At 42.3% G+C, this 12,952-nt stretch carries 12 protein-coding genes; 5 read left to right on the forward strand and 7 right to left on the reverse strand.

Annotated elements, in window-relative coordinates:
- The first annotated feature begins 9 nt into the window (after positions 1 to 9).
- Positions 10 to 1,395, forward strand: a complete 1,386-nt coding sequence (locus tag FY534_RS02730) for a D-alanyl-D-alanine carboxypeptidase family protein (protein ID WP_203115113.1) — start codon at positions 10 to 12, stop codon at positions 1,393 to 1,395.
- Here FY534_RS02730 and FY534_RS02735 read toward each other — a convergent pair.
- From FY534_RS02735 to FY534_RS02750, 4 genes are all read right to left on the reverse strand, one after another.
- Positions 1,348 to 3,159, reverse strand: coding sequence for an ABC transporter ATP-binding protein (locus FY534_RS02735; RefSeq protein ID WP_072873576.1), 1,812 nt, complete (start codon positions 3,157 to 3,159; stop codon positions 1,348 to 1,350). The genes FY534_RS02730 and FY534_RS02735 overlap by 48 nt on opposite strands.
- Positions 3,160 to 3,179: 20 nt before the next feature.
- Entirely contained in the window at positions 3,180 to 4,934 is a 1,755-nt protein-coding gene (locus FY534_RS02740; RefSeq protein ID WP_072873509.1) for an ABC transporter transmembrane domain-containing protein, read from the reverse strand.
- 351 nt (positions 4,935 to 5,285) lie between these two features.
- A complete protein-coding gene (locus FY534_RS02745; RefSeq protein ID WP_203115115.1) occupies positions 5,286 to 5,933 on the reverse strand; it encodes a DUF4850 domain-containing protein in 648 nt (215 codons plus the stop codon).
- A gap of 484 nt (positions 5,934 to 6,417) precedes the next feature.
- Positions 6,418 to 7,074: an O-methyltransferase gene (locus FY534_RS02750; RefSeq protein WP_072873507.1), complete on the reverse strand. Its 657-nt coding sequence runs from the start codon at positions 7,072 to 7,074 to the stop codon at positions 6,418 to 6,420.
- Positions 7,075 to 7,262: 188 nt separating this feature from the next.
- On the opposite strand from FY534_RS02750, the gene FY534_RS02755 reads away from it, so the two are divergent.
- The 4 genes from FY534_RS02755 to FY534_RS02770 all read left to right on the forward strand — a co-directional run bounded on the left by FY534_RS02755 (position 7,263) and on the right by FY534_RS02770 (position 10,489).
- Complete coding sequence (locus FY534_RS02755) at positions 7,263 to 8,333, forward strand: phosphodiester glycosidase family protein (protein WP_165611949.1); 1,071 nt, start codon at positions 7,263 to 7,265, stop codon at positions 8,331 to 8,333.
- An 11-nt stretch (positions 8,334 to 8,344) separates the two neighbouring features.
- Entirely contained in the window at positions 8,345 to 9,301 is a 957-nt protein-coding gene (locus FY534_RS02760) for a hypothetical protein (protein ID WP_072873505.1), read from the forward strand.
- A gap of 92 nt (positions 9,302 to 9,393) precedes the next feature.
- Positions 9,394 to 9,864, forward strand: a complete 471-nt coding sequence (locus FY534_RS02765; protein WP_072873504.1) for a GtrA family protein — start codon at positions 9,394 to 9,396, stop codon at positions 9,862 to 9,864.
- Positions 9,865 to 9,919: 55 nt separating this feature from the next.
- A complete protein-coding gene (locus tag FY534_RS02770) occupies positions 9,920 to 10,489 on the forward strand; it encodes a hypothetical protein (RefSeq protein WP_203115118.1) in 570 nt (189 codons plus the stop codon).
- Positions 10,490 to 10,617: 128 nt separating this feature from the next.
- Here the strand turns inward: FY534_RS02770 and FY534_RS02775 are convergent, their stop codons facing one another.
- From FY534_RS02775 to FY534_RS02785, 3 genes are read right to left on the reverse strand one after another with little or no spacing between them, the layout of a single operon-like run.
- Entirely contained in the window at positions 10,618 to 11,556 is a 939-nt protein-coding gene (locus FY534_RS02775) for an NAD-dependent epimerase/dehydratase family protein (RefSeq protein ID WP_072873502.1), read from the reverse strand.
- Between the two features lie 24 nt (positions 11,557 to 11,580).
- A complete protein-coding gene (locus FY534_RS02780) occupies positions 11,581 to 12,363 on the reverse strand; it encodes an SDR family NAD(P)-dependent oxidoreductase (RefSeq protein ID WP_072873501.1) in 783 nt (260 codons plus the stop codon).
- Positions 12,360 to 12,815 carry a DUF420 domain-containing protein gene (locus FY534_RS02785; protein ID WP_072873500.1) on the reverse strand — a complete coding sequence of 152 codons (456 nt, stop codon included), beginning with the start codon at positions 12,813 to 12,815 and terminating at the stop codon, positions 12,360 to 12,362. Before FY534_RS02785 ends, FY534_RS02780 begins: the two co-directional genes overlap by 4 nt.
- Positions 12,816 to 12,952: the final 137 nt, after the last annotated feature.

Genomic DNA, 12,952 nt, shown 5'->3' on the forward strand with positions numbered 1-12,952 from the left:
GAGCTTTGTGTGAAGAATGTTTTGTCTTCTTTATTGCATAGAAAAGGGATAGTTCGTAAACGCATTCGATTCGTTTATCGTATGACAACTTTTTGTATACTACTGCTGGGTATTTCTTTGCTTACGATGCCTGTGGTTTCGGCGGCAAACTTGCAAATTTTTTTCCGAAAGCAGCCAGACTTTCATTTGCATCGACTGCTTCCTAAACAAATTGTCATTGGCAGTCATGAGACCAATGGCATGTCAATGGCTACCGATCTTACTCAACAATCTTGGCCTAAACTCATTTCAAAAGCAGCCGTTTTAATTGACCTGCGGACAGGTACAGTCCTTTATGCTAAAAATCCAATGGTTCGTCATTATCCAGCCAGTCTGACCAAAATTCTAACCGCTCTTCTAGCGTTGCAAACGACGCCATTGAGTGATGAAATCTACATCAGCGCTAAGGCTGCTGCCGAACCACCTGACAAACTCTACCAATTACCGGGAGAGACGCATTCGCTCAAAAAATTGCTTTATGCTATGTTGCTTGACTCGGATAACGATGTAGCAGAGGAAATTGCGCAGGATTTAGCGGGATCGCAAGCCGCATTTGCTGATTGGATGAATAGTGCGGCAATTCAACTTGGTGCTTACCATTCGCATTTTGTCAATCCAAGTGGACTTCCAAATACAGAACAATATACGACGGCATACGATATGTCACGTATATCCTATGCCGCTATGCAAGTTCCTGAATTTAGAAAAATGGTAGACACAAAATCAATATATTGGAACGGCGAGGCTTGGCATGCTACATTAACCAACATTAATCCTTTGCTCTTCAGTTATCCTGGAGCCATAGGTGTTAAGACCGGATACACGAGTGAAGCTCACGAAACTTTAGTGGTTGCGGCCAAACGTGGGCAACAAGAGTTTCTCGCGGTGCTGCTAGATTGTCCATTAAATAGCGAGATCGTCACGGATGCAACTCAACTGCTTAATGCAGCATTTGCCCGAGCGACATCCATCATTTTATTGCCTTCCCACTACATTGTGGGTTATCTGGTCGACCCGCTAGGCACGCGTGTTCCCTTGCAACTTACTGAGCAGGTTGCTGCTGTATTACCGCTTGGTGGTCATGAAAGGATACAGTCGATTCACTGGCATGTTGATAATTTACGTTCGAGGAAAGTATTGCCTTCAGGTACTCAGATTGGCATGGCCAGTATCCGTGTGACAGGAGCAGAGAATGAGACGTTGCGTGTCCCAATTATGCTTGCCGCAAAGTGGCAGGGCAAGCAACATGCTCGAACGTCTAACTGGGCCAGCGTTGTCATTTTGGCTTTCATTTTTGTTGGTGTTGTTTTATTCGTGAAACGTCGCCAAAGGAGTAGGCGGAATAGAAGTTACTGATCCCGATTGCAACATATACATTTTATAATACAACCCCTGCTTGGCCAGTAATTGTTGATGTGTACCTCTTTCCACAATTTCTCCGTGATGTAGGACAAGAATGAGATCTGCATCTTGAATTGTTGATAGTCGATGTGCAATTGCAATGGTTGTACGTCCTTGACGCATACGCGCGAGAGCTTCTTGGATGGCTTCTTCGGTTTCAGTATCTACACTGGCTGTGGCTTCATCAAGAATTAAAATTTTAGGATTGCCAGCCATAGTGCGAGCAAAGGACAATAGTTGACGCTCTCCTGCCGACAATGTAGATCCACGTTCACCCAGCGGCTCGTGAATACCGTGGGGAAGTTTGTCAATGAAACGATCGGCCTGCACAAACCGCACAGCTTCTTCCACTTGTTCATCAGAAATGTAAAATCTTCCTAATCGAATATTGCTGGCAACATCACCTACAAATAAAAACGGATCTTGTAAAACAAGACCTATTTTTTTTCGCAATTCATCATTCTCAAAGGATTCTATACGTTGTCCATCAATAAGAATTTCTCCTTGCTCAATGGAATAAAAACGCATAAGCAAAGAGACAATAGAGCTTTTTCCACTGCCAGTATGTCCTACAAGTGCTACAGTTTGTCCGGGTTCTGCAACGAAGCTGATGTTTTTTAAAACTGGATTTTTCCCGTCATACGAGAAAGTGACATTTTGAAATTCAACCCGACCGTTGTATATCTGTGCGGAACACTGTTCTTGGGAAGATTCTCTTTGTGGTGCAAGTTGCTGTTCATTGAGAAGATGAAATACTCGTTGAGCAGAAACCATAGCCTGTTGAAACATATTCATCCGTTGCATCAAATTGTTGACAGGCTCAAAAAATTGCTCCAAATAATTGACAAATGCGTATAGTACACCAATATTGACCGCAGAGATAAGAGAATTCCGGCCAAAAAACCAGATAATTACAATTAGTGTCGCAAAGTAAACGAGATCGACTAAAGGACGGAGCATCAAACCGTTGACTCGAATATTGCGCATTCGAGAAGACCGATATGCGTTGTTAATATAGGCAAATTCTTTTTGCAGACGAGTTTGTTGACGCATGGCCTGAATCACATACATCCCTTGTAAAGACTCGTTCATTTTGGCATTGAGTAAACTCAAGCGATGTCGTGTGACGTGAAAAATTTTTGAAGAGATTTTTCGGTAAAGCCAATTGATAAAAATCAGTAAAGGGGCAACAAATAAACAATCTAATGCGAGTTTGGCATCTAAATAAAACATGGCAATAAATATGCCAGTTAATTGGACAATCGTTTGGATAAAGGTCGAAAGTACAGAAACGAAAAGATCGAGAATGGCTTCTGTGTCGTTGGTGATTCTCGAGATCAGTGTTCCACCGGGTGTTTTGTCAAAAAAAGCGAGTCCAAGTTTTTGTACATGGGAGAATACATCTTGGCGTAACTGTTGGATGACACGAAGAGCAGCACGTTGAAACATGACCAATTGATTGTATTGACAAATAGCAGAAATGCATTGCAATCCAAGATAAATAATGGTTAACGAAACAATCGGTTGTATCGGGAATTTACGTGGAACAAGATAGTTGTCAATAAATCTTTGAATCAAAATCGGGCCAATCACATTTCCTAATGTTGCTATAATAAGTAGGCAAAACGCTGCAAGGAACAAGTGTTTCTGTGGTTTGGCGTAATGGAACAGTTTGCGCCCTACACCACTTCGCGACTGTAGAATCTCTTCCTGTGGCATTAAGCTGGATTCCAGAGAACTCACGCGATACCTCCCTCCTCAACCAGAGATTCTAACTGTTGACGATCCCACATGGCTCGGTAAATGCCATTTTCTGAACATAATGAAGCATGTGTGCCATATTCTGCAATTTTTCCGTCTTCTAAAACCAAAATAAGATCAGCGTGTTCGACAGCAGATAAGCGGTGTGTGGCAATTAAAGTTGTTTTACCGGAACGATTTTTGCGCAATGATTCGAGAATGCGATGTTCCGTGCGTGCATCAACTGCAGATAAAGCGTCATCCAGAATAAGTATTTCAGCGTCCATTAAAAGTGCCCGAGCTATGGAAATACGCTGTTTTTGGCCTCCGGAAAGAGTTACGCCCCGTTCTCCGACAATGGTGTTATACCCGTTTGGAAATTGTTGTATATCATCATGGATTTGCGCCATCTGAGCCGCTTCTTGAATTTCCGCAAATGATTTGTCAGGAGCGGCAAAAGCAATATTCTCAGCAATGGTTGCCGAAAATAAAAAGTGATCTTGTGGTACATAGGCGACCGCTTGTCGCAATGCATCCAGAGTGTAGTGATAAATACTTTGTTCACCAATCTGAATGTCGCCATTTTCGACATCAAATTCACGCAACAAGAGTCGTAAAATGGTTGATTTTCCACTTCCCGTTCGGCCGACAATTCCCAGTGTTTTGCCGCGGTGCAGATGAAAATAGATTTGCTGTAGAGAAGGCATAGATGATTCTGGATAGGTAAAAGAATGTACCGTATAGTGAATGCTTCCACTCGGCACAGAATTTATGGCATCCGGTTTGTCTGCAATGTCACTTTTTATGGCAAGCAGTTTGCGAATTCGATCATAGGAAGCATGTCCGCGTTCGACAATATTGAATAACCAGCCGAATGCCAGCATTGGCCATATGAGCTGGCCTAGATAGATGGAAAACGCGGTTAATTGACCCAGGTTTAATTGATGGTGAAGCACAAACCAAGCTCCTGCAGCAAAAGAGAGAAAATAAGAAAGAGTTACAACGATACCTATGGTAGGATCAAACAGTGCATCTATCTTGGCTACTGCTAAATTTTTGCGAATGACGTCTTTAGATAAATCTGCAAAAGCTTGTTTTTCTGAGTTTTCTTGGCCAAAAGCTTTGATAACACGCATTCCCGAGATGTTTTCTTGTACCTTATCGTTAATATCCGAAAAAGCAGCTTGTGCAAGCGTGAATCTCCTGTGCAAAATTTTACCATATAATTGCGTGGTTATGGCAATAATCGGCATAGGAAGGAGCGCGATCAACGTCAATTTCCAAGAAATTGTGATTGCCATTGTAGCAATGACCAGAATGCCTGTGGTGATGGAGTCGACAAGAGTAAGAATTCCATCCATAGCCGTACTTTCAACAGCTTGAATATCGTTTGTGGCATGAGCCATCAAATCTCCGATTCGGTGTTTGTGATAAAAACTAGGAGACATTTGGGTGAAATGTCGATAAAGTTGAAAGCGCAATTCTGTAGACAACTTGATGGCAGAACCAAAGAGTAAAATTCTCCAGAAATATCGCAAGATATACATGGCTAAAGCAATGGCTGCAATGTAAAAAATCCAATGCGTGAACTCTTGGGCTGTTAATTGATGATGTCGAATGCGATTGACCATTGCACCAACGATTTGAGGAGGGATGAGCCCCAGCAGAGACACTAACATCAGAAGTAGAATGCCACCAAGATAATGTCCTTTTCGTTCGCGAAAAAACCACATCAAATCAAGGAACACCCGCAAGCGGAATCTCTCCCTTCAACTAAGTTTAATCTTATCGGAAGAAGAATAAAAAAGCACCTGAATGTTCCTGGGGATTTTCATGAGACAGGTTATTTATCAAAAGTGCGGATGTCTCCTGGATCGAATCTCATAAAGCAACATTAAATTTGAGATGAGTGTGATTTAATATTCAATTAGGTATCAGGCCCCCTTACGCGCATCAACGAAAAATGTTTCTTTCATTTCATGCGCGTAAGACAAGAATTTAAGTCTTCATCAGCCTGCTCATAGCACCCAAATAGGAGGTTATGGTAAGAGTGGGGGTAAAATGATTGCTTTAGCCAGTTCTCTTTTTAGAGCAGGGGAGTGTTTTTATTGAGAAAATTGGAAGGATTGAAGAATCGATGTAGCCAGAGTCTGTTCAGATGATGGCAGAACTACATCAATATATGCATAACCGGATTGATTATTGGAAGCTATGATTTCACCCCAACCTTCGTTACTGGTTCCACTTGGTGAATAATTATAGGAAAGAGTATGTGCGTCTGCGCTTGTGGATACCACAGTGGCATTAGAGACAGGTATGACTTGTTTCAAGTTAGGCTGTCCATTGGCTCCCATATAGCAGCCGACACAAGCGGAGTAGGCTATCGTAATTTTTGAACTAGAATCGTTAGGATCTGTAAGCACCCATCCCGTTGTGTCACCCTGAGCATTCCCTTTCAGTGGATGACTTGTCCAACCAGTTGGGACCTGAACTTGAATGCCATAAGACTGTCCAGCTTGAAAAGCAGTCAAACTATTGGAATTATCCGCATTGGTATTGGTCGTATTTGTGGTATTGGAATTGCTATTGCTAGAATTCCCGGTTGTATTCGTCTGTGATGTATTAGCCGGGGTGCTGCCAGCGGCGGTATTGGCAACTACAGGACCACCGCCACCTCCGCCTGATGGCGTGCCGCAAGCAGATACGATAAAGCCAGTCAGGATGAGTGCTGCAGTCAGGGTCCATTTGTTCATGCTTTCAACTCCTCGCTGGATTTGAATCTATCATACACATTTTCAGCGGGAAGATGCTATCCATATATGTAAAAGAATAACTAATCGATACAAAATTTTAACTTTTGCATTCTTCTAAAGCTACTTGGTCTTGGAATACGGTAAATAGAATTGAAATAAAAAGGCTGCCTTGGAAGAGAGTGCTTATTATCCTTGGCAGTCTTCTCAAAGTTATTAGGCAAAATGATTGAGAAGATGAAGACGCACCCACTCTTTTGCGCATTCAGGACAAAGCGCTCTGCTCAAGGTGCTGGATTCATGGTGAGCACCACAGTTTTCGCAATGTTCCTCAGCGGATGTTGTCAGGGAAGTTAGTTCTTGAGTTTCCAAGGGAATCGCAACTCCTCTCCATCTGTTTTATAACAATCATACACACAGATACATTGTTTTGCAACAGATATGAAAGAATTTTTTGAAAATAAGGCGAGTGATCTGAGATTGTTTATCAGTTCGCAGTTTTATTGACTTGAACTAAGGTTAATCCATCGTGAAATGGCAGGGTAAATGCAGTGAGTTCTGGATGATGCGTTACATTTTCCAAAAATGTACGCATGGCTGAAGGTGCAGGAGACATATTGTTTGTGTCGAGTGTTCTTCCTGCTGATAAGACGTTATCAGCAATCCAAACAGTTCCATTGTGGGAGAGTTTGAGCATCCATTCCAAGTAAAGAGGATAAGCAGGCTTATCGGCATCCAGAAAAATCAGATCAAAAGTTCTACCTTCTTGAGTTAATTCGGCCAGTTTCTCTCTGGCATCACCTAATATAATGGTAAATCGTTCTTCAGAATATCCGAATTGGGTTAAATTTTCGTGTGCAAGCTCAGCAAAATCAGGATTTCTTTCAAGGCAAATCAAATGTCCATGTTCTAACATACCTTCTAACAGGCAAGATGCACTGTAGCCAGCCAATGTGCCAATTTCAAGTGCTGTTTTGATTTTGGCGATCCGACAGAGAAAACTTATAAAATATCCCCAATCTGGCTGGATGCAAATCGTTGGCCAGTTACGTTCTGCCAACTGATGTGTGATGAAATCATACCTTTTCTGTAATGTGAGAAATTCTTGGCTATAAAGGATAGAGAGTTTAGATATATTTTCCATAAGAAATTCAATCCTTTCTGTATGTGGTAGCTGTAAATTAAAACTGTTACAGTATGGTCAAGCTTAAGGATGGATATTTTACACTGAAATGTAGAGGGAACATGGTACAATAAAGCGATAAACTTTTTCAAGAATGTATTTATCATAGGAAATTGATAAATTGAAACTGCGTATAGAGGTGTATGAATGTGAGGCATTCTCGCCATTCAACGAAAAGAAAGTCAATGGTAAATAGTTCGCATCACGCTGAACGAGGCGAGAAAATCAAAAGGTCTCTGCCAATTCGCTTGGCGCGTGGTGCTATGTTTACTGTCGCCGCCTTAGCTTATTTGTTTGTATCAACGTCGTTGCTATTATTTCATGGTCCCTATCAATCATTGAAAAATTATTTCATTCAGTCATTGGATACGACGATGCATGGTTATTTATTAAAACCGCTCTCTCTTTGGACATTGCCAGAAAGCGAGATCGACAAATATAAACCTAATTTAGGGATTCGTGGCCCATCCGCGCTTCCAACGCTGGTCGATTACAGTAACGGGACCAATGGACATTCACCAACAAGCATCAAAATGGAGACCATTCATGAACCCACCTTCACTGCGTATGTGATGTTTATATCTCCACCTACTCGTGTGGAAGTAGCGGTGACGAAATATATAGGTGTTCGTGGTGAAACGGTGAGTGAATTTGTCAATGATACAGGGGCGATTGCAGGCATTAACGCAGGAGCTTTTCAGGATTCTCACCATTGGCGCGGTACAGGTGGAATTCCGCTTGGAATTACAATGCACAATGGACAACTAGTGCATAACGATCCGTCGCAATGGAATGACGACCCTACCATTGGCATCACGAATAAGGGTCAGTTGATTGTCGGCTCCTATACTGTGCAACAATTAAGGCAAATGGGTGTAACTCAGTCCGTTGCCTTTGGTCCTGTTCTCATCCAAAACGGGAAGCCGGTTTATGGAATCAATACTTGGGGTGTTGCGCCAAGAACAGCCATAGGGCAATTACGCAATGGCACAATGGTTTTTGTAGTCACAGATGGTCGGTTAGTGAATGGTGTCAATGATTTGGGAGCTTCTATAGCAGAGCTTCGTCAATTAATGTTGAATCTTGGTTGCATCAATGCAGCCAATCTGGATGGTGGTTCTTCTGCCACCATGGTATATAATGGAAAGCTAATCAATACTCCAACCGACGTGCTAGGTGAGCGCGCGGTGGCGACAGCATTTGTCGTCATGCCGAATTGAGGGTGCGCATATTGTTAAAAAAAACTTGGACGAAAATTGCTGCGTTTGTAGTCTTGGTGAGTGTTGTTCAGGTGGCTGCGTTTCATCATTATAATTCCATATTAGGACAAGCAAACTCGTTAACAAACCAGAGCGGGGATTCTAATCTTTTAGCTTCAAATCAACAAATACGTGCAGAAGTAGAAAAACTAAAGGCAAAATATCCGGTAGTTGATGTTTCTCCGGATGGTCAATACGTTGCTTATGCGGATACCTCAAATATTGTGCATGTGATGGACTTGACGACAGATAAGCAACTGATGCAATACAATGAAGGCAATTTGGTCACGTATCTGCTCTGGATTCGCAATGATACGCTGTTTGTCGGTCTCCAACAGTCACCAGGAGTAATCACACTCAATACCTTGGATATTTTGGAACCTAATTCACCGAATCGGCTGATTCACACATTTTATGTTTCACCAACGGCTAGCATTCGAAAAATTTCATACAGTTATCTGACCAACGATACGTACATTCTTATTGCTACAGATTCTTCCAGTGTGTTATATCACTATGATACAAATGGGAATATTAATCGTGTGCATTTAGGCGGGGTATTTGTCAAAAATGTGGCAGTGACATTGACGGGAGATATTTTGTATTATGAAGATTATTCAAATGGCACTTTCAATGTCATGTCGGACAATAATGGAACTATCCAGACTATTCAGCAAGGTGGCGCTCTCATTGATGTCGTGAATAATACTTTGTATTATGGCGTCATCAATAATCAAGGACTTGTCACGGCTGTCTATAAGTTGGTCAATGGACAGGGTGTACTGGTATCAACGCTGGCTCAACCAGAGTTAGCTGAAAAAATTTCTGTGAATTCAAATGGACAAATTACGATTCATCATCGATTGCCGTCCAATATTCTGCAACCAAGTTCCAATACATCTACGGATGCAGCGTCGGCTGGAGGTTAAATAGAAGGTTTGCAGGATTGGATAGTTGTATACAAAAAGATTTGAAAAGCCGGTTAGTGGCTGAAGGGCGATCTAGAGAAGGGGTGCTGTGTATGTCGCAGCGCGCTGTCGTTCGTCAGGGATTTACCAAAACCATCAAAAGATATATGCTTTTTCTCTTGGTAGGTGCGATGAACGCTGCAGTCGATTTGCTCGTATTTAATTTGTTTTTCTTCATTGTGCCTACAAGGGCTGTCTGGGCATTGGCACTTTATAATACTATGGCCGTACTGGCAGCTATTGCAAACAGCTATTATTGGAATAAAAGATGGACATTCCAGGCGGAGGCCACCGGATCGAAAAAAGAGAAAATGTTATTTCTTATCCAGGCTGGTATTAACCTGCTTATCAACGATTTAATTGTTTTTTGGATTTCTCGATATTTGGTTTTCAATAAATCTATACCTCTTTTTGCTTCTGGGAATGCAGCGAAAATTCTGGCAATGATGCTTTCTTCCTTTATTTCGTATTTGTTTATGCGTTATATGGTCTTTCGTCAACCCAAACGTTGTACAGGTTCGTAAGCGTTGAAGCCGGTATTGCTGGCTAAACTGGGTCATGAGGGGAATCAAACAGTCTATGCGCAAGATCCTTGTTGTTAGCCAAAGAACCATAGAGATGGAGAAGATGGCTACTTTTCTAGACAGCCAATCTTTTTCCCCAATTTATCCTAAAGATATTTTGGAAGATCCTATTGATCCGCCATTTGGCCATCATGGTATGGATGAAACGCATCATACGGAAATAGAAGAATGGGTTGGTCAAATTCATTGGGAAACGGGAATGGCTGTTTGGTATATGCAGTCGTCTTTAGAGTTCCAGCATTCAGTATCCAAAGCTTCTGAATGGCTACCGATTCATGCAGATTACGAGCAAGACTTATTAGAACGTTTGAACAATCCAGATTGGGAACTAAAGAAAATTTACCTGCATAATTGTGCTGTCAATGAATTGGGCTGTCCATTTGTTCGAGAGGATACTTTTGCAGTCCGAAATTGCCCGGCTGTTTCCGCAGACCATACGCAAAAATGGCCATTTCCTCAAACGGATTTTGTTATCACTATGGAAAACTCTCTGGTCGATCCGCTGCAGTACGCGTTTCAACAATTTCTATTAGAATCAGAAATGCTTGGCCAGGATGATTTCTAAATTCGATAAGACCTCAAGAAATAAGTGGGTTCGCAGTTAAAAAGGCCTCACTCTTCAATTTTAATTGAAGGAGAGGCTTTTTTAGGGTGACTATGGGTGATGATAGTTTTATTCGTGCAAAAGGCCGTTTATGATAGAAACTGTTGTTGCCATTCTAGAGTACGTTTCAAACCTTCTTGCAAAGAAATGTTAGGTCTCCAATCCAGTTTTTCAGCAGCTTTCCTAATATCCAATACACTTCTCTTGACATCACCTTTTCGTTCTCCTGCTCGATTTAGAGGTATACTTCTCTTTTCAAGCAGGTCAGCAATCAGTTGATAGACCGCAGATGTGCTGATTTCTGTACCCGATCCGATATTAAAAGCTTCATTGTCGCCGTGAGTTAAGGCTTGTAAGTTTGCCCGGCAGACATCGGATACATATACGTAATCTCGCGTAGTGCCATCGGGCTGATCCGCATAAGCATAAAGTGTACAAGGCTGATCAGCCAGCAGGCGGGTTATAAAAATAGGAATAACTCCTGATTCTCCGTCTGGAACTTGGCGTGGGCCGTAGACATTTGCATACCGCAGTACGGTGTATTTTAATCCATAAGTCACGGCATAAAAATGCAGATATTGCTCACCTAGATATTTGTGTATGGCATACGGTGAAATCATGCGTGGTACATAAGTCTCATCCGTAGGAATGATGGGAGCATCGCCAGCCAGCGCGCCACCAGATGATGCAAAAATGACTTTACGTACACCGTGTCGAACACTGGATTCCAATAAATTCAAAAAACCTTCCGCATTCTGGTGTAAATCATAGAGAGGATTTTCAACAGAAGCGGGAACAGATTTCTGGGCCGCATGATGATTCACAATATCTGGTTTTTCGATCTTTATGATGGTATCCATATCTTTTGATTCTATGCTGACAGGATAAAATGTCACACCATCTGGGATATTGCTGAGTGATCCTGTACTCAGGTTATCCAGAATGACTACTTTATGTCCGGCTGCTATATAGGTGTCCACCACATTAGAACCAATAAAACCAGCGCCGCCAGTGACTAGAATTTTCAAGGGAACAGATCAGCTCCTTATTCGTTACTCCTCATTTTCCACATAGATCATTTTGACAGTCATTCCGCCATCTATAACAAGATTTGTTCCTGTGATGAAACCAGATTCATTGGAACAAAGAAACTGACAGGCTTTTGCAATGTCTTGCGGTCTTCCTACGCGTCCAACTGGATGTTGAGCACAATCTGCCTCAGAATGTATGGGGACTTGTCTGTTTTCACTATCCTGCCAATCGCTCACCTCAATCCATCCTGGAGAGACAGCGTTGACGCGAATTTTCGGACCGAGTGATACGGCCATTGCGTGTGTCAGAGCAAGTATCCCACCTTTTGAAGCGGAATACGGAAACGTATTGGCCTCAGACATTAAAGCGCGAGTAGAGGCCATGTTAACTACAGCAGGAGCTTTGGCTTTCTCAAGCAATGGCAAGGCATACTTGACGCATAAAAAAGGCGCTCGTAAATTGACAGCAATCACATCGTCAAAATGTTCTACGGGCATATCAGCTAAAGGCAGTCTGGGTGACATAATGCCAGCGTTATTAATCAACGCGTCTAATTTCGGGGCAATTTTCGCTGCCTGCTTCATAGCAGAGACAATGTGCTGCTCATTGCGCAAATCTGCTAATAAAGAGGAGCTGGCGTAGCCTAAATCTTGCATGCGTCTCATTTGTTCAGTTAAAGCCTGTTCGTGATGGTCTAGTAAAAAAACATGCCAGCCGCTTTGTCCAAAAGCTTCACTGACAGCCCGCCCGATTCCGCGTGCTGCTCCAGTCACCAGGACGTATTTCTGAGATTCTGTGTTCATCCCATCCACGCCTTAAATAGATTGGTGGTAGGGCCTATAGGATAAGCAATGTATAGTAAAATAAATACGGTCAAACCAGTGGCTGCTGTGATAAACCAAATAACCACAGTCCATGGTCCGACTTTTCGGTGTTTGGCAAAGTTCATCCGAAACGCGAAGACGAGCGTTACAATGCCGAAAATAGCTGCAACAGTTGCCAAAATCGAGTGCGTTTGGAGAAAAGCGTAATAAAAATTGGCCATCGACTTTGGACCGCCAAAAGCTGTATCGCCAATAAAAATGGTTTTTAGTACATAGGTGATGAAAAAAAGCGCAGCAAACGTAGAGCCGGTAAGCATCAATCGCTTGTGGAGCAACTGTCTTCCCTGACGGATTTGATACCACCCAATACCAAACAACGCAGCACTAATCAGAATGCAGGCTTCGTTGAAATAGGCTAAAAATAGCCCCATGATTGACACCCCTTTCTATCAAACTGCATTGTAACATTAGCACGGTGGGGAAAAAAGCTACGCCTATACCACAAATCGTAGCAATGTGTGAAACTCTGTCTAGACCATCAGAAGAGCATAGATGATGTGGTTGTGCA

The sequence above is a fragment of the Alicyclobacillus sp. TC genome (assembly GCF_016804365.1).
Taxonomy (GTDB): Bacteria; Bacillota; Bacilli; order Alicyclobacillales; family Alicyclobacillaceae; genus Alicyclobacillus_I; species Alicyclobacillus_I tolerans.